This is a genomic window from Microbacterium sp. S1037, from assembly GCF_048381605.1.
GTDB lineage: Bacteria > Actinomycetota > Actinomycetes > Actinomycetales > Microbacteriaceae > Microbacterium > Microbacterium testaceum_B.
In genome coordinates this window covers 43,549-60,723 of sequence record NZ_JBLWIG010000003.1, presented here as the reverse complement: position 1 = coordinate 60,723, position 17,175 = coordinate 43,549, and the positions used below count along the sequence as shown (strand labels likewise).

At 71.9% G+C, this 17,175-nt stretch carries 15 protein-coding genes; 8 read left to right on the top strand and 7 right to left on the bottom strand.

What is annotated here, in order from left to right; genetic code table 11:
- The first annotated feature begins 19 nt into the window (after positions 1 to 19).
- Both ACMW4R_RS15280 and ACMW4R_RS15275 read left to right on the top strand, forming a co-directional pair.
- Positions 20 to 949: a hypothetical protein gene (locus ACMW4R_RS15280; RefSeq protein WP_418300303.1), complete on the top strand. Its 930-nt coding sequence runs from the start codon at positions 20 to 22 to the stop codon at positions 947 to 949.
- A gap of 183 nt (positions 950 to 1,132) precedes the next feature.
- Entirely contained in the window at positions 1,133 to 2,089 is a 957-nt protein-coding gene (locus ACMW4R_RS15275) for a hypothetical protein (protein ID WP_418300302.1), read from the top strand.
- A 13-nt stretch (positions 2,090 to 2,102) separates the two neighbouring features.
- Here the strand turns inward: ACMW4R_RS15275 and mmuM are convergent, their stop codons facing one another.
- From mmuM to ACMW4R_RS15245, 6 genes are all read right to left on the bottom strand, one after another.
- A complete protein-coding gene (mmuM, locus tag ACMW4R_RS15270) occupies positions 2,103 to 2,957 on the bottom strand; it encodes a homocysteine S-methyltransferase (protein WP_418300301.1) in 855 nt (284 codons plus the stop codon).
- Positions 2,954 to 3,460 (bottom strand): MarR family winged helix-turn-helix transcriptional regulator, encoded by a 507-nt coding sequence (locus ACMW4R_RS15265; protein ID WP_363335561.1) that lies wholly within the window; start codon positions 3,458 to 3,460, stop codon positions 2,954 to 2,956. The genes mmuM and ACMW4R_RS15265 overlap by 4 nt, the downstream gene beginning before the upstream one ends.
- A gap of 214 nt (positions 3,461 to 3,674) precedes the next feature.
- The gene (locus ACMW4R_RS15260; RefSeq protein ID WP_418300300.1) at positions 3,675 to 4,802 is read right to left on the bottom strand and encodes a glycerate kinase; all 1,128 of its coding nucleotides are present in this window, start codon (positions 4,800 to 4,802) and stop codon (positions 3,675 to 3,677) included.
- A gap of 160 nt (positions 4,803 to 4,962) precedes the next feature.
- Positions 4,963 to 6,519, bottom strand: coding sequence for a tripartite tricarboxylate transporter permease (locus tag ACMW4R_RS15255; RefSeq protein ID WP_418300299.1), 1,557 nt, complete (start codon positions 6,517 to 6,519; stop codon positions 4,963 to 4,965).
- Positions 6,507 to 7,148 carry a tripartite tricarboxylate transporter TctB family protein gene (locus ACMW4R_RS15250; RefSeq protein ID WP_058626982.1) on the bottom strand — a complete coding sequence of 214 codons (642 nt, stop codon included), beginning with the start codon at positions 7,146 to 7,148 and terminating at the stop codon, positions 6,507 to 6,509. The genes ACMW4R_RS15255 and ACMW4R_RS15250 overlap by 13 nt, the downstream gene beginning before the upstream one ends.
- Complete coding sequence (locus tag ACMW4R_RS15245; protein WP_058626981.1) at positions 7,145 to 8,173, bottom strand: Bug family tripartite tricarboxylate transporter substrate binding protein; 1,029 nt, start codon at positions 8,171 to 8,173, stop codon at positions 7,145 to 7,147. The genes ACMW4R_RS15250 and ACMW4R_RS15245 overlap by 4 nt, the downstream gene beginning before the upstream one ends.
- Positions 8,174 to 8,314: 141 nt before the next feature.
- Here ACMW4R_RS15245 and ACMW4R_RS15240 point away from each other — a divergent pair, with 141 nt between their 5' ends.
- Positions 8,315 to 9,544 carry an ATP-binding protein gene (locus tag ACMW4R_RS15240; protein WP_418300298.1) on the top strand — a complete coding sequence of 410 codons (1,230 nt, stop codon included), beginning with the start codon at positions 8,315 to 8,317 and terminating at the stop codon, positions 9,542 to 9,544.
- On the top strand, positions 9,541 to 10,254 hold the full coding sequence (locus ACMW4R_RS15235; protein ID WP_418300297.1) for a response regulator: 714 nt from the start codon (positions 9,541 to 9,543) through the stop codon (positions 10,252 to 10,254). The genes ACMW4R_RS15240 and ACMW4R_RS15235 overlap by 4 nt, the downstream gene beginning before the upstream one ends.
- Positions 10,255 to 10,431: 177 nt before the next feature.
- On the opposite strand, the gene ACMW4R_RS15230 is transcribed toward ACMW4R_RS15235, so the two are convergent.
- On the bottom strand, positions 10,432 to 11,433 hold the full coding sequence (locus ACMW4R_RS15230) for a LacI family DNA-binding transcriptional regulator (RefSeq protein ID WP_418300296.1): 1,002 nt from the start codon (positions 11,431 to 11,433) through the stop codon (positions 10,432 to 10,434).
- A 172-nt stretch (positions 11,434 to 11,605) separates the two neighbouring features.
- On the opposite strand from ACMW4R_RS15230, the gene ACMW4R_RS15225 reads away from it, so the two are divergent.
- The 4 genes from ACMW4R_RS15225 to ACMW4R_RS15210 are packed head-to-tail and all read left to right on the top strand — an operon-like array spanning position 11,606 to position 17,154.
- Positions 11,606 to 12,889, top strand: coding sequence for an extracellular solute-binding protein (locus tag ACMW4R_RS15225; protein WP_418300295.1), 1,284 nt, complete (start codon positions 11,606 to 11,608; stop codon positions 12,887 to 12,889).
- A gap of 11 nt (positions 12,890 to 12,900) precedes the next feature.
- Positions 12,901 to 13,923: a carbohydrate ABC transporter permease gene (locus ACMW4R_RS15220; protein WP_418300294.1), complete on the top strand. Its 1,023-nt coding sequence runs from the start codon at positions 12,901 to 12,903 to the stop codon at positions 13,921 to 13,923.
- A complete protein-coding gene (locus tag ACMW4R_RS15215; protein ID WP_058629343.1) occupies positions 13,920 to 14,804 on the top strand; it encodes a carbohydrate ABC transporter permease in 885 nt (294 codons plus the stop codon). The genes ACMW4R_RS15220 and ACMW4R_RS15215 overlap by 4 nt, the downstream gene beginning before the upstream one ends.
- A gap of 7 nt (positions 14,805 to 14,811) precedes the next feature.
- On the top strand, positions 14,812 to 17,154 hold the full coding sequence (locus ACMW4R_RS15210; RefSeq protein WP_418300293.1) for a beta-glucosidase: 2,343 nt from the start codon (positions 14,812 to 14,814) through the stop codon (positions 17,152 to 17,154).
- The last annotated feature ends 21 nt before the right edge of the window (positions 17,155 to 17,175 follow it).

Genomic DNA, 17,175 nt, shown 5'->3' with positions numbered 1-17,175 from the left:
TGTGACCCGGGGGGTGGCGATGCTTCTGTCGATCGGGGTCGTGGTGATGAGCGTCGGGCTGGCGGCCGGCGTCATCCGCGTGGTGCTGCCGCGCATCGGAAGTCCGACCCCGCTCGGCGTCTTCCTGCGCCTCGCATCCGTGTCGGGCGCGCTCGCGGTGGGCGCCGGTGCGATGTACGTCGTGCGCTTCAGCGGCGGCGGCACGGGCACGCTCGTCGCGGCCGACACGTGCATGATTCTGGCATCCGCGCTCCTGTGCGTCGGACTCGCCAAGCCGCGGCGGGGTCGCAGCGCTTCGCCGCGAGCGCTGGCCCTCGCGATCGCTGCGGCCGCGGCGGTCGCCGTCTCGTCGGCCCTCCTCGCGCCGGACGTGTCGCTCATGCTGAAAGCGGTGGCTCTGCTCGTCGTCAGCGCGGTCGGTGCTCCCCTCGCCCTGCGCAACCGTGCCCTGCCGCACGCATCGATGCGGGTGATCGGCGCGACCATGATCGTCTACGGCTCGTACTCCGCGCTGCGGCTCGTGGTGCTGTCGACCCCCGAGTCGCTCCTGACCCAGACCCTCTTCTCCCCCACCGGAGCGGGCATCGCCGCAGTGACGACGATGCTGATGACCGGGGTCGCGATCAGCCTGGTGGGACGCCCCGTCACTCGCCCCGACGAGGACGACGACCATCGACGCACCCTCGTCGTCATCGGGGACTGGAAGCTCGCGAACGCCGCCCTCGGGGCGGATCGCGTGCACGGGCTCGTTCTGGAGATGCGCCTCGCGGCCCGCGACCTCGATCCGTCGGCGATCGACGGCCCCCGTGGCGTGGAGATCGCGACCCCCTCCGCCGTCGCGGCACTGCGAACGCGGATGCGGACGAGCTACGCCTGGCGCCCGGAAGAGACCGAACTCATCACGGACGCGTGGACGCAGCCGAGGGGCCGACGGCGGGTGACGCCGTAGCCGACACACCGCGGTCGCACGGGGCGCCGCGCGACCGGCGGCGGTCCTCGGCGACCGGTCCTCGGCGACGCGGAAAGCGATCGAACCACGAATCCCGGGTCGCACATAACAGTTCGGCTCCTACCCGATACATCCCTCGCCGCCGTCTGTATCCGAGGGCCATGATGACTAGCCGGAGGTTTCATGCTTCTGTCCGTCGCAGTGTTCGGGATGTGCGTCCTGGTGGGTGCCGGGGTCATCGCCGTGATCCTGCCGCGTCTGGAAGCCCCCGCCCCGCTGTCGGACTTCCTCCGCCTCGCGGCGATCTCCGGGGTGCTGGCCATCGGGGCGGCGGCGCTGTACGTCATCCGCTACAACGGCGGCGATGTGATCGCCCTCGTCGGCGCCGACGTGGCCATGGTGCTCTCCCCCGCTGTACTCGCGATCGCCGTCACCGCCCGACCCCGACGACGGCTTCTGACCACCGCCGTCGTCGTTCTCACCGTGGTGGTCGCGGTCTGCTCCGCCATTCTTCCGGCGGGCGTGTCGATGCAGATCAAGGTGGCCGCTGTGGCGCTGGTCTGCGGCGCCGCGGGTGTCGGTTCGCTGCGCGCCCCCGCGCTCCCCCGCCGGACCGCTCGCGTGCTGTCCGCGACGATGCTCTCCTACGCGGTGTACTCGGCCCTGCGCCTGCTCGCGCACCTGGTGAGCGGCCCGCCCTCACCCCTCCTGAGTGCGGCCTTCGGGCCCACCGCGACGGCCACCGCCGGGATCGCCACGGTCACTCTCATCGTCGTCGGACTCGCGCTGGTCCGCTCGCCCTCGGCCGTATCGGATTCCGCGGGGTGTGTGCGGAACCTCGTCGTGATCTGCGAGTGGGAAGAGGCGCGGAAGACGTACGGAGTCGATCAGCTCAGCGCGATCGTGGCCGAACTGCGCCTGGCGGCCCGAGAGGTGGACCCCTCGAGCGTCGACGCGTGGCACGGTGTGGAGACGGACTCCTCGACATCCCTCTCGATGATCCGGCGGCACCTCAGCCAGGCCTACGGGTGGCGTGGGCAAGACCTCGCCCTCCTCTGCGACGATCCTCCGCGCGGGCTGCGACGACGCCCCTCCGCCGACCACCGTGACAGGGTGCATCCCCGCGCGGATCCTGACTGACGGCGGCCCCGTGTCACCGCACGGCGGCAGCGATCGCCGCGATGTCGGACGGCATCGCGCGGCAGCATCCGCCGACGAGTCGGGCTCCGGCCGCCACCCATGCCGGGGCGTCCTGGGCGAGGGGCCTCGAACCCCCGCGCCAGGTGCGGGTCGCGGCATCCCATCGTTCGCCCGAGTTCGGGTAGGCGACCAGCGGGCGGGCGGGCGCACCGCGCAACGCCGTCATCACGTGCTCGGGCGCGCAGCAGTTGACCCCCACCGCGAGCACCCCCGGAACGGATGCCGCCGTCTCGAGCGCTCGCCCCAGAGCACCGGGTGCGGCGAAGCCGGTGCTGTCACCCGAGAGGCTCACATAGCTCGGTACGCCCAGATCCGCGAGCTCGAGCGAGAGGGCTTCGAGCTCTCGCGCGGACGGGACCGTCTCGACGGCGAGCAGGTCGGCCCCCGCGTCGGCGAGCACCTGGAGTCGCTGTCGGTGCGCCTCGCGGAGTTCACGGACGCTGAGCCCGTCATCGCCGGTGTACTCGCTCCCGTCGGCGCGAAGGGCGCCGAGCGGGCCGACGGATGCCGCGACCACGACGTCGCCGGCCTCACGGGCGAGCGTCACCGAACGGCGCAGGAGCGTCTCGACGTCGGCATCCGGGATCGCCTGTCCGTACCCCACCTGATAGGAGGCGGTGATGACGACCTCGGCACCGGCCGCCACGAACTCGGCGTGCGCGGCGCGGACCTCGTCGGGGTCGTCGCGCAGCACGCGTGCCGACCACAGCGACGACGACACGTCGTTGCCCCGGGCTTCGAGCAACGTGCCGAGACCGCCGTCGAGCACGACCGCCCGCTCGGCGAGCGTCGTGGCGAGGTCGATCACGCCTCGTGCGTCTCGCCGGCGGCGAGGACGCGGAGGGCATCGGCGAGCAGGGCCTGATCCGCGCGACTGACGCCCCGCAAGGCCTCGGCCTCGAGGCGGACGAGCTCGGTCATCGCGGCGTCGACGCGCTCGATGCCCTCGGGGGTGATGGCGACGAGGATCGCGCGACCGTCGGACGGGTTCGGGCGGCGGTGGACGAGCCCGCGCTCGGCGAGCTTGTCGAGGCGATTGGTCATCGCGGCGCTGCCGATCATCGTCGCGGCGATCAGCCGCGTGGCGCTCAGCTCGGTGCCGGCGCGGCGGAGGACCGCGAGGACGTCGAACTCCCACAGCGCGATCTCGGCGCTCGCGAAGGCGCGGGCACGGAGCTTCGAGAGGTGGAAGGCCGCGCGACGCAGACGCGACATGACGTCGAGCGGCGTGAGGTCGATGTCGGGGAGCAGGCGCGACCACGCGTCGATGAGGAGATCGACCTCGTCATCCTTATTGCTTGCGGTAGCCACATGACGACGGTACCGGAGCCGCGGGGCGATGGCGGCGTTCCGGCGGGCTGGGGCGGGTCGTCGTGCCGGGTGGGGTGGCGGGGGCGGAGCGCGCTGAGTGTCCAAAACACCCGGACGATTCTTCGGAGGCTCCGGGTGTTGTGGACACTCAATCGCTGATGGGGGCAGACCCCCCGGGGGAGATAGAGGGGGCGCGGTGACGGGCGCCTGAGGCTCAGGAGCTTCGCGCGCCCGGCGGGACGGGACCGAGGCGCTCGGCGAGCGCGCGGCCCGCGGCGCGCAGCCAACGGGCGGGGTCGGCGAGCGCGGCGGCGGGGGATCCCGCCAGGTCGACGAGCGCGACCGCGGTGCGGAACATCGAGGTGTCGGCATCCGGAGCGATGCGCCCCGCGACGAGCAGGACCGGACGGTCTCCGGCGAGCGCCGCGAGACGGCCGGGGACCTTCCCAGCCGCGGAGCTCGCGTCGAACGCGCCCTCGCCGGTGACCACGACGTCGGCGCGCTCGACGGCGTCGCGCACCCCGATGAGCTCGGCGACGGCCTCGGCCCCCGGGACGAGCTCGGCACCCCACGCCTGGAGCGCCGCCCCGGTTCCGCCGGCGGCTCCGGCCCCGGACGCGAGAGGGTCGGTGTCGAGCAGCTCGGCGGCGCGGGCGAGGGCGGCGTCCGCCTCGGCGAGGTCGACCAGCCCCTTCTGCGGGCCGAACACCGCAGCCGCACCCGCGGGCCCCGTGAGCGGGCTGCGGACGTCGGTCAGCACCGTCGCTCCGCCCGGCGGGGGTGGGCGAAGGCCCGACCGATCGAGGCGGACGGCGCCGCGCAGACCCCGTAAGCCGGGCGCGACGGGGGTGCCGGTGGCATCCGTGATCCATGCGCCGAGCGCGGTGAGGGCCCCGAATCCGGCGTCGGTGGAGGCGCTCGAACCGATGCCGAGCACCAGCCGCGAGACGCCGTGATCGAGGGCAGCGGCGATCGCCTCGCCGAAGCCGCGGGTGTCGGCGTCGAGCGGGCGGAGGTCGCCGCCCAGCAACTCGATTCCCGAGGTGGATGCCAGCTCGACCACCCCGGTACCGTTCGGCGCGGCGGCGGTCGGCGGGAGGAGGACCCAGGATGCCGCGACCTCGCGGCCGTGCGGGCCGACCACGCGCACCGGCATGCGTCGCGCACCGGGAACCGCCGCGAGGAAGGCGGCGGCGGTGCCCTCTCCCCCGTCCGACATGGGGCGCTCGATCGTGGCGTCGGCGGGTCGGGCGTCGCGCCATCCCGCGGCGAGCGCCGCGGCGGCGTCGGCCGCCGTGATCGAGCCCTTGAAGCCGTCGGGCGCAAGCAGCACGGTGGTCACGCGCCGACCTTAGCCGGTCGGCATCCGTGGTGCCGGGTGCCGCTCCCGGCGCCCCCGCCCCCACCGTTGAGTGTCCAAGACACGCCGTAATGCATGCCGCCGTTACGGCGTGTCTTGGACACTCGATGAGAGCGGGGCGGGCCGGGCCGGACCCGGGCGGTCAGCGGCGCCCGGCGGGCACCGGGGCGTCACGGCGGGCGGCGGCCTCGACGCGCTCGCGGCGCGCGTGGCGAGCGTGCTGCAGCACGCTCACCGTCACGATGATCGCGAGCAGGGCGTACAGCACCACGGTGAGCGGCGACGAGACGAAGATCGTCGGGTCGCCCTCCGACACCGCGAGGGCGCGGCGCATCTGCGTCTCGGCCATGGGTCCGAGGATCGCCGCGATCAGCACGGGCGCGAGCGGGATCGAGAAGCGCCGCATGACGAAGCCGACGACGCCGATCGCGAGGGCGAGCCACAGGTCGACCACGCGCGAGGCGATCGCGTAGACGCCGAGCATCGCGACGACCGTGATGCCCGCGTAGAGGTAGTGACGCGGGATGAGGAGCAGCTTGGCCCACACCGCCGCGAACGGCAGATTGATGATCAGCAGGATGATGAGCCCGAGGAACAGGCTCGCCAGCAGCGGCCACACGAGGTCGCCCGAGCGTTCGAACAGCAGCGGGCCCGGCTGCATCCCGTACTGCTGGAACGCAGCGATCATCATCGCGGCCGTCGCCGAGGTCGGCAAGCCGAGACCCAGCAGCGCGCCCATCGCCGAGCCGGCCGTGGCGTTGCCCGCGGCCTCGGGGGCGGCGACGCCCTGGATCGCACCGCGGGTGCCGAAATCGGTGTCACCGCGCCGGCGGGCGAGCCGCTTCTCGGTGCCGTACGCGAGGAACGTGGGCACCTCGGACCCGCCGACCGGGATCGCCCCGAAGGGCACACCGAACGCCGTGCCGCGGAGGAAGGCGGGCAGAGCCTGGCGCCACTCGCGGCGCGTCAGAAGCGGCGAACCGCTCGGGGCGACCAGCTTGCCCGGTCCGCCCGCGCGGCGGATGTGGCCGGCGACGTGCAGCACCTCGCCGATCGCGAGCAGGCCGACGGTGATGACGATGATCGAGATGCCGTCGAAGAACACGGGGCTTCCGCCGGTGAAGCGCTCGGCTCCCGTCATCGCGTCGATACCCACGAGGGCGAGGGCGAAGCCGAGACCGAGGGCGACCAGGCCGCGCACGATCGAGTCGGCGACGACGGCCGAGATCGCGACGAACGCGAACACGGCGAGCGCGAAGTACTCCGCGGGGCCGAACACCTTCGCGAGCTCGACGATGTACGGCGCGAAGAACACGACGAGAACGCACGCGATCGTGCCGCCGAGGAACGCGCCGATCGCCGAGGTGCCGAGCGCTTTGGCCGCTCTACCGTCCTTGGCCATGCGATGGCCCTCGAACGTCGTCGCGATCGCGGAGGAGTTGCCGGGGGTGTTGAGCAGGATGCCGGCGGTCGAATCGCCGAACAGGCCACCGAAGTAGATCGAGGCGAACATGATGAACGCGCCCGTGGGGTCGAGGCTGAAGGTGACGGGGAGCAGGAGAGCCACGGCCATCGCCGAGCCGAGGCCCGGGAGCACGCCCACGGCCGTGCCGAGGATGGCCCCGATGACGAGGAAGAGCAGGTTCTGCGGTGTGAAGGCGACCGCGAACCCGTCGGCGAGGTTGATCAGCTGATCCACGGCGAGAGTCCTTCCAGGATGCCGGCGGGAAGCGACAGGCCCAGACCCGCGCCGAACGCGAGCTGGACGAGGGATGACACGATCACCGAGACCCCGATGTCGAGCAGGGGACGGCGACTGCCGAAGGCCCACGAGATGGCCCAGAAGAGCGCGGCGGCCGAGAGGATCCAGCCGAGCACCGGCAGCACGACGATGAAGCCGGCGAGAGCGGCGACCGTCACGCCCAGAGTGCGCCAGTCGACGGCGGCCGGCTTCGCGGTCGACGCCACGTCCTCGGGCGAGACGACCCGCAGCTCGCCCGTGGCGTCGATCGCGCCGAGGTCTTCGAGCATCTCGTTCGAGATCTCGACCGGGTCGTCGGCGACGTGCGCACGGCGACTCGTGCGCAGCACCTCGATCAGCAACCCGATGCCTGCGAGCCAGAGGAAGCCGCTGACGAGCATCGGGAAGAACTGCGGACCGGGGAAGGCGACGTCGGCCGGCACCTGCATGGTGGCGGTGCCGTAGGTCATGAACCCGGCGAGCACGAGAACCCCGGCGACGACCACCAGCTCGCTGCGGCCGGTGTACCAGCGGGGCGTGCGCTGCACGCGCAGCGACCCCGTGGTGAGGGTGGACGGTTCGGTCACAGGCCCAGCTCCTTCATGATCGCGGTCGTACGTTCGGTCTCATCCGACAGGTAGGCGGCGAACTCGTCACCGGCGAGGAAGCTGTCGACCCAGCTGTTGCGGGTGAGCACTTCCTGCCAGGCCTCGGTCTCCCGCATCTCGGATGCCATGGCCACGAGCTCCGCGTGCACCTCGTCGTCGATGCCCGGAGGCGCGACCAGCCCGCGCCAGTTCGACATCGCGACGTCGACGCCCTGCTCGCGGAAGGTCGGCACGTCGACGTCGTCGAGCGGTTCCTCGGCCGACAGCGCCAGAGCCCGGAGGTTGCCCGACTCGATCTGATCGCGGAAGTCGTTGTATCCGGAGAGTCCCGCCTGCGTCGTGTGCGAGAGCAGAGAAGTGACGACCTCGCCGCCGCCGGGATACGCGAGATAGTTCACGCGCTGCGGGTCGATGCCGCCCTGCTGGGCGAGCATGCCGGCGAGGAGGTGGTCGATACCACCGAGCGACCCGCCCGCGATCGCGGTGCCCTCGGGGTCGGCGAGGAACGCCTGCATGAAGTCGTCGAGGGTTTGGAAGGGCGAGTCGCCGGGCACGACGAGCACGTTGAAGTCGTCGGCGAGACGCACGATGGGCCGCACGTCCTCGAGGCTCACGGGCGAGCGGTTGACGATCACGCCGCCGACCATCACCCCGCCCGTGACGAGCATGATGTCGTGCCTGTCGCCCATCTCGGCGACAGCGCCGAGGCCGATCGTGCCGGCGGCTCCGGGGATGTTCATCACCTGCACGGCTCCGGCGATGCCCTCTTCGCGCATGACCTGCTGCGCCTCGCGACCGAACGTGTCCCACCCGCCGCCGGGCGCGGCCGGTGCCACGATGGTGAGCTTCGTGCGGGGGTTGGCGACTCCGCCGGTCGCGGCGGCGCTGAGACCCGCCGTCACGAACAGCGCCGCGGCGACCACACCCACCACGACCCCCGTCACGCGGCGGCGTCGAGGTGAGCGCGCGGGGTGCTGCGCCTCTGCTGGCGTCGGATGCTGCATCAAGCCCTCCCGGGACATCGTCGTTGCCGGATGAGAAGCTAGGTTGTCAGCGCCTCTCCCCCGGTGGCGCGTTCGAAGGGCTTTGCGCTCTTTGATGCTCACGGCCATCCGGTCCCGAAGCGACCGCACGAGGAGGTGCCGATGCCGATCACCCGGTCCGACCGCGCGCCCGTCCGCGTGCGCCTCGCCGTCCTGCTCGCGCTGCAGTGCACCGTCGTCCTCGTCTGCGTGCTCGCGACGACGCTCGTCGCAATGTCGGTTCAGGAGCGCAGCATCCGCGCCGCGACCGAGGAACGCGTGCTCGACGTCGCGACGAGCCTCGTCGAGCTCGACCAAGTGCAGCGTGCGGTGCTGCTCGACACCGCCGCAGCCACCGCGGAACTGCAACCGCTCGCCGACGTCGTCGCCGCGGCATCCGGGGTCGACTATGTCGTGGTCACCGATGTCCGCGGCATCCGGCTCACCCACCCGAATCCCTCCGAACGCGGACGGACGGTGTCGACGGATGCCACCGCGGTGCTGGCCGGAGAGACGTTCATCGGCACCGAGACAGGGACCATCGGACCGAGCCTGCGGGCGAAGGTGCCGGTGCGTGCGGCCGACGCCGTGGTGGGGACCGCTTCGGTGGGGGTGCTGGAGTCGGAGATCTCGCGCAGCTTCGATGAGGCGGTTGGAGGGATGCTGCCCTGGGTGGCCGGCTCGATCGTGCTGGGCGTGGTGCTCAGCGGACTGCTCACCGCGGCGCTCCGCCGACGCGTGCGACGCCTCGAAGCCGACGCGCGCGAGCTCGAGACGCAGCGGCGCATCTCTGGCGCGCTGCGCGATCAGACGCACGAGTTCCACACGCGCCTGCACGTGATCCGCGGGCTCGTCGCCGAGGGCGAGACCGGCGAAGCGCTCACCTATATCGGAGGGCTCGCGCCCGTGGCATCCGGTCTCCCGATCGACGACCCGGCGCTGCGCGCCCTGCTGGACGGTCTGGTCTCGGAGTTCCCGGGACTGCGCGTGGACCCCGCGAGCCTCGTCCCGCGCGGCAGCGTCGACGACGAGGTGCTGACGGTGCTGGGGAACCTCGTGCGCAACGCTGCGGAGGCGGCGGGGCCCGGCGGACGGATCGACGTGCTCGTGCTCGCGGGCGACGAGCGGCTGACGATCGACGTCGCCGACGACGGGCCGGGCGTCGCGCCCGCCGACGTGGCTCGGATCTTCGACCGCGGGGTCAGCTCCAAGGCCGCCGCGGGCCGGGGCGTGGGGCTCGACCTCGTGCGCCGCATCGCGGGGGCGCGCGGAGGGTCGGTCACGGTCGGCCGGTCGGCGTCGGGTGGGGCGCGGTTCACGGTCGAGCTGCCGCAGGCGGGGGTGCGGGGATGAGTCCGGATGCCGTGATCCGCACGATCATCGTCGACGACGACCCCGCGGTGGTGCGGTTGCACACCGCGTATCTCGAGGCGCTGCCCGGGTTCCGCCTCGTGGGGACGGCCCGGACCGGGGCCGCGGGGGCGGCCCTCGCGGCGGGAAGCGACGTCGACCTGGTGCTGCTCGACATGAACCTCCCCGATTTCAGCGGCGTCGAGGTGCTGCACCGCCTGCGGCTCGTGCGGGAGTGGGACGTCGACGTGCTCGTGATCAGTTCCGCGCGCGACACCCTGACGATCCGCCAGGCCGCAGCCGCGCACGTCGTCGGCTACCTCGCCAAACCCTTCACCCGCGAGGCGTTCGTGCGCCGGCTCGAGGAGTACCGCCGCGGCCGAGCCGAACGCCCCGCCGAGGTGCCCGTCAGCATGGGCCAGGGCGACATCGACCGACTGGTGTCACCGGTCACCTCCCCCGTGCGCACGGTCGTGGCATCCGAAGCTCTTCTCCCCAAGGGACTCGCGGAGTCGACCATGCACACCATCCGCGCCGCGCTGCACCCCGTCACCCCGGCGAGCGCGCGCGACATCGCCACCGCGTCGGGCGCCTCGCGCGCGACGGTGCGGAGGTACCTCGACGTGCTCGTGGCCCGCGGCGAGGTCGACATCTCGCACCGCTTCGGCGCGCGCGGACGCCCCGAGGTGCTGTACCGCCTGGCCGCGCGCTGACGGCCGACGCGCACGCCGCTCTCCCCTCACCCGCCCCCTCCCCGGTTCACTGTCCAAAACACCCGGACGTATTTCTGAGGCGTCCGGGTGTTTTGGACAGTGAACGGGGTGGAGCGGCGGCGCGGGCGCACGGCGGGCGCACGCCCGGCGCGCGGGTGGGTGCACGGCGCGCACGGGTCAGCGCGGCCGCGGCGGAGCCGTCGTACCGCGGGCGACGAGCCGCGTCGGCAGGAGGAGGTGCGTCTCGGGGAGGTCCTCGCCCGCGAGGAGGGCGAGCACCATCCGCACGGCCTCGGCGCCGAGGCGTTTCATCGGCTGGCGCACGGTCGTCAGCGCGGGTTGGGCGCGCGCGGCCTCGGGCACGTCGTCGAAGCCGACCACCGAGAGGTCGTCGGGGACACGCAGTCCGCGCTCGGCCGCGACGTCGATGATCGACAGGGCCGACAGGTCGTTCGCGGCGAAGACAGCGGTCGGCGGGTCGGCGAGCGACAGCATGGCCTCGGCGGCCTCTCGCGCGACGTCCTGCTCGTACCTCCCGACGCCGACGAGGGCGGGATCGAACGGGATGCCGGCGGCCGAGAGCCCTTCCCGGTACCCGGACGCACGGGCCACGGCCGACCGCAGGTCCGGGCGCCCCGCGATGAAACCGATGCGGCGGTGGCCGAGCTGGGCGAGGTAGTGCACGGCCTGCTGCGCGCCGGTGAAGCTGTCGGACTCGACCGTGGGGAGGTCGGCGCGGCCCGTGTGCGGGTCGATCGCGACGATCGGCACGTCGCTCGTGACGTTGACCACGGTCGGCGTCACGATGATCGCGGCGTCGATGAGAGTGCCGCTGAGGCGGCTGAGCGATCGCCGCTCCCACCCTTCGCCCTCGCGGCGCGATCCGCTGTAGGCGAGCAGGTCGTACCCGGTGCCCGACAGCGCTCCCCCGACGCCCTTCAGGATCTCGGCTGAGAACGGCTCGATCGCGGCGACGAGCACCCCGACGACGCCCGTCTTGCGCGACCGCATGCTGCTCGCGACGAGGCTCGATTCGTAGCCGAGGGTCTTCACGGCATCCAGAACGCGGCTCACCGTCTCGGGCGAGACCCCGTACCGCCCGTTGACGGCTTTCGACACCGTGGCCACCGAGACACCGGCCGCCGCGGCGACGTCGTGGATGGTGGCGCGTCGGGTCATGGCATCCGACCCTAGCGTGGAAATCATTTTCGAAAACGTTTGACGAGCGTTCGCGACCGGGCGACACTGCTCAGACCTGGGACGCAGCACACGCCCCGGAGAACGGCATCGCTGCCGATGACCACCGCGCATCCCTGACGGACGCACCTCGACGAAGAGAAACGGGAATCACATGAACACGCGCAAGATCCTCGCCGGAGCGGCTCTCGCCGTCGCCGGCACCCTCGCGCTCGGCGGCTGCGCCGGCGGCGGCGGGGGCCAGAACGCCGACGGCTCGGTCACGCTCACGCTGTGGCACAACTCCACCACCGGCGACGGGAAGAAGTACTGGGAAGACACCGCCGCGGCCTTCGAAGCGGCGAATCCCGGCGTCACCGTCGAGATCCAGGCCGTCCAGAACGAAGAGATGGACGGCAAGCTCCAGACCGCCCTCAACGCCGGAGACGCCCCCGACCTCTTCATGGCCCGCGGCGGCGGCAAGCTCGCCGACATCGTCGCGGCCGGCCAGGTCATGGACCTCACCGACAAGATCTCCGCGGATGCCAAGAGCGCCCTCGGCACCTCGCTCAACGCCTTCGAGGTCGACGGCAAGAACTACGGCATGCCCGTCGCCGTGCTCCCCTCCGGCATCTTCACCGCGCAGGACCTCCTCACCGCCGCCGGGGTGACCGAGGCCCCCGCGACCATCTCCGACCTCGAGGCCGCGGACGCGAAGATCCGCGCGACGGGCGTCGCCCCGATCGCGGTCGGTGCCAAGGACGCCTGGCCCGCCGCGCACTGGTACTACAACTTCGCGCTGCGCGCGTGCTCGAAGGACGTGCTCGACGAGGCCGCCCAGAGCCGCAGCTTCGACGACCCCTGCTGGTTGCAGGCCGGCGAGAACCTCGAGTCGTTCCTGAAGACCCAGCCGTTCAACGAGGGCTTCCTCACCACCGCCGCCCAGCAGGGCGCCGGATCCTCGGCGGGCCTGCTCGCCAACCACCAGGCCGCCATGGAGCTCATGGGCGCGTGGAACCCCGGCGTGATCGCCTCGCTGACCCCAGACGAGAAGCCCCTGGCCGACCTCGGCTGGTTCCCGTTCCCCGAGGTCCCGGGCGGCAAGGGCGAGAAGGGCGCCATCATGGGCGGCGTCGACGGCTACTCGTGCTGGGTCAACGCTCCCGCGCAGTGCACCGACTTCCTGAACTTCCTCGTCAACAAGGAGAACCAGGAGAACTACGCCAAGGCGTTCCAGACGATCCCCGCCTCGAGCGAAGCGATGGATGCCGTCGACACCCCCGCCCTGCAGTCGGCGCTGAAGGCGTACACCGACGCCCCCTACGTGTCGGTGTGGCTCGACACGCTCTACGGCCAGAACGTCGGCAACGCGCTGAACGTCGCCGTGGTGGACCTGTTCGCCGGCAAGGGCACCCCGCAGGGAATCGTCGACGCCGTCAACGCGGCCGCGTCGCGCTGAGAGGCCTCGATATGACCACCGTGCGTCATCCGGTCGCCACCGCGTCCGACGACGTCGCCGGTCGCCGCCTGGCCGAGGAGGGTGCCCCGCGCACCCCCTCGGCCGGGCGGTCGCCCGTCCGGCGCCGCCGCGAGAACTGGCGTATCCGCGGCGAGCTCGCGATCCTCCTCGGCCCCGCCCTGGTCGTCTTCGTCTCGTTCGTCATCCTCCCGGTGGTCCTCGCCGCCTACTACGGCTTCTACAAGTGGTCGGGGTTCGGCACGCCCACCGACTTCGTCGGCATCCGCAACTACGTCACGATCCTCACCGACCCGGCCTTCCACGAGGCGCTGGGCCACAACGCGTTCATCGTCGTCGGCTCGCTCGTGCTGCAGGGGCCCCTCGCGCTCGGTCTCGCGCTGCTGCTGAACCGCAAGATGCGGGCGCAGTCGCTCATCCGCGTGCTGATCTTCGTGCCCTACGTCATCTCCGAGGTCGTCGTGGGCCTCGGCTGGGGCCTCATGCTCCAGTCGAGCGGCGCGATGAACGGGATGCTCGAGAAGATCGGCCTCGGAGCGCTTCGCGCCGACTGGATCTCCGACCCGGCTCTCGCGATCTGGACGCTGCTCATCATCATCACGTGGAAGTACATCGGCTTCGCCGTGATCCTCTTCCTCGCCGGGCTCCAGGGCATCCCCGAGGAGCTCAGCGAGGCCGCCGCGATCGACGGCGCCTCGTACTGGCAGATCCAGCGGCACATCGTGCTGCCGCTGATGGGTCCGACCATCCGCATCTGGGCGTTCCTGTCGATCATCGGCTCCTTGCAGCTGTTCGACCTCGTCTGGATCATCTGGGGTCAGTACGTCGCCTCGACCGCCGGGACCTCGACCATGGCCACCTACATGGTCGCCAACGGACGCAACGCCGGCAGCTTCGGATACGGCAGCGCGGTGGCCGTGGTGATGTTCCTCATCTCGCTCGCCGTCGCCCTCGTCTACCAGCGCTTCGTGCTGCGTCGCGACACAGCCGGCGCCCTCACGGGAGGCACCAGATGACCGCCACCGCCACTCTCGTCACCCCGCGCGGCGCCAAGGCTCCCCGTCGCCGCCCCGCCGGGGCGAACCGCGGATCCTCGGTGATCGTCGGCTTCGTCGCCCTGCTGCTCATCGGCATGATGCTCGCCCCCGTGGTGTACATCATCCTCGGCGGCTTCCGCTCGAACGCCGAGATCACCGTCGACCCCTCGGGCTTCCCCACGCGCTGGAACTGGGAGAACTACGCCGACGTGCTGGCGAGCCCCACGTTCTGGGGTCAGGTCGGCAACTCGGCGATCGCGGCCGTCGCGACGACCCTGTTCGTCGTGGCCCTGGGCCTCATGGCCGCCTACGCCCTGTCGCGCTATCGCTTCCGCGGCCGCGGTGCGGTGTACGCCCTGTTCACGGCGGGCCTGATGTTCCCCATGACGGTGGCCATCACGCCGCTGTACATCCTCGTGCGCAACCTGGGGCTGATGAACTCGCTCGCGGGCGTCATCGTGCCGCAGATCGCTTTCGCCCTGCCGTTGACGATCATCATCCTGTCGCCGTTCCTCGCCGCGATCCCGAACGAGCTGCAGGAGGCCTCGTCGATCGACGGCCTCGGTCGCCTCGGGTTCTTCTGGCGCATGGTGCTGCCGCTCGCCGTTCCCGCGGTCGTGACGGTCGGCATCCTGGCCTTCGTCAACAGCTGGAACTCGTACATGCTGCCGCTGTTCATCCTCAACAACGAAGCCGCTTTCACGCTGCCGCTCGGGACGCAGGCCTTCGCCTCGCAGTACTCGGTCGACACCGCGCGCGTGCTCGCATTCACCTCGCTGTCGATGATTCCCGCTCTGCTGTTCTTCAGCGTGTTCGAGCGGCGCATCGTCGGCGGCCTGACCGGCGCCGTGAAGGGCTGATCCGATCATGACCATCCACCACACCGACGTCGGTGCTGCCCTCACGTCCGGCGTCTCTCCGCGCGTCCAGGCCCTCGTCGCCGAGATGACGCTCGACGAGAAGCTCGCGCAGCTCGTCGGCTACTGGGTCGACCAGGGGGATGAGGTCGTCGCTCCCCTCTCGGGCGAGAAGATCACCTCCGCCGCCTACGCGGATGCCACCGTCCACGGCCTCGGCCACCTCACGCGCGTGTACGGCACGCGTCCGGTCGACCCGATCGAGCGCGCCGAGTGGCTGTGGGGCGAGCAGCGTCGCCTCAAGACCGAGACGCGGCTCGGCATCCCCGCGATCGTGCACGAGGAGTGCCTCACCGGTTTTGCCGCGTGGAAAGCGGCGACCTTCCCGACACCGCTCGCGTGGGGCGCGTCGTTCGATCCGGATGCCGTCGAGCTCATGGCATCCGCGATCGGTCGGTCGATGCGCGACCTCGGTGTGCACCAGGGGCTGTCGCCCGTGCTGGATGTCGTGCGCGACCCCCGCTGGGGACGGGTCGACGAGTGCATCGCGGAGGACCCCTACGTCGTGGGGACGATCGGCACGGCGTACGTCCGGGGCCTGCAGGGCGCGGGCGTGCACGCGACGCTGAAGCACTTCGTGGGGTACTCCGGCTCGCGGGCCGGGCGCAACCACGCCCCCGTGTCGGCCGGCCCGCGCGAGTTGCAGGACGTCTTCCTCCCGCCGTTCGAGATGGCGGTGCGCGACGGCGGCGCGCGCTCGGTCATGAACGCGTACGTCGAGATCGACGGGGTGCCGATCGCGTCGTCGCCCGAGATCTTCACCGACCTCCTGCGTCGCCGGTGGGGCTTCGACGGAACGGTGGTGTCCGACTACTTCGCCGTGGAGTTCCTCCGCTCGATGCACGGGATCGCCGGATCACTCGGCGAGGCCGCCCAGCTCGCTCTCGAGGCGGGGATCGACGTGGAGCTGCCCGGCCCCGACGCGTATCCGCACCTGGCCGAGCGGGTGGCATCCGGGGCCCTCCCCGAAGCCGTGGTCGACCGGGCCGTCGCTCGCGTGCTCGCCGAGAAGGAGGACCTGGGACTCCTGGATGCCGACTTCGCCGACGCCCCGACCGAGATCGACCTCGACGAAGCCGAGCACCGGGCACTGGCGTACCGACTCGCTCTCGAGAGCGCCGTGCTGCTGCGTAACGACGGGGTGCTTCCGCTCGCGGCGCCGGGACGGATAGCGGTCATCGGCCCGAACGCCGACAGCGCGGAAGCGCTGATGGGCTGCTATTCCTTCGCGAACCACGTGCTCGCGCACCACCCGGGAGTGCCGCTCGGCTTCTCGCTGCCGACCGTGCGCGATGCCCTGTCGGCCCGGTTCGGCGAGGTCTCGTACGCCGTCGGCTGCGCCGTCGAGGGTGACGACACCTCGGGGTTCGCCGAGGCCGCCGCGGCGGCTCGGGACGCCGACGTCGCGATCGTCGTCGTCGGCGACCGCGCCGGGCTCTTCGGTCGTGGGACCGTCGGCGAAGGCAACGACGCCGACTCGCTCGACCTCCCCGGCGCGCAACGGCAGCTCGTCGAGGCCGTGGTCGCGACCGGGACCCCGGTGGTGCTCGTGCTGCTGACCGGGCGCCCGTACGCACTCGGGTGGGCGCTCGACGGCGGCTCCGGTCCCGCGGCCGTGCTGCAGGCGTTCTTCCCGGGCGAGGAGGGCGGGCCCGCGCTCGCTGCTCTTCTGGCAGGGGATGCCAGCCCCTCGGGGCGCCTGCCCGTCTCGCTCCCCCGCTCGGCCGGCGCGCAGCCATACTCGTACCTGCATCCGCTGCTCGGCGGGCCGTCGGGCGTGACCAGCACCGATCCCACGCCCGTGCGGCCGTTCGGGTTCGGGCTGTCGTACACGACGTTCGCGCGCGGGGAGCTGCGGGTGGACCGGGGCGGTAGCGGGGCGGCGACGGTGCCGCGCTCCGGAACCGCCGCCGAAGTTCGCGCCGGCGACGCCTTCACGGTGTCGGCCCGGGTCACCAATACCGGAGCCCGGCACGGAGCCGACGTGGTGCAGGTTTACGCGCACCGAGCCGTGGCCAGCGTGACACGCCCCGTCGCCGCGCTCGTGGCGTACGCGCGCGTCGACCTCGCGCCGGGTGAGAGCGCGGAGGTCCGGTTCACGGTGCCCGCGTCGCGGTTGGCGTACAGCGATCGGGCGCTCCGCCGCGTGGTCGAGCCCGGCGAGGTCGAGCTGCGGCTCGGGCCGTCGTGCGCGATGGTCGACGAGGCGGTCGCGTTGCGGATCACCGGCCCGACGTACGAGCTGAGCGGAAACGACGCCCGCGTGGTCGAGGTGGAGGTGCGGCGGGGCTGAGGGGCTCGCGGCTGCGCCCGC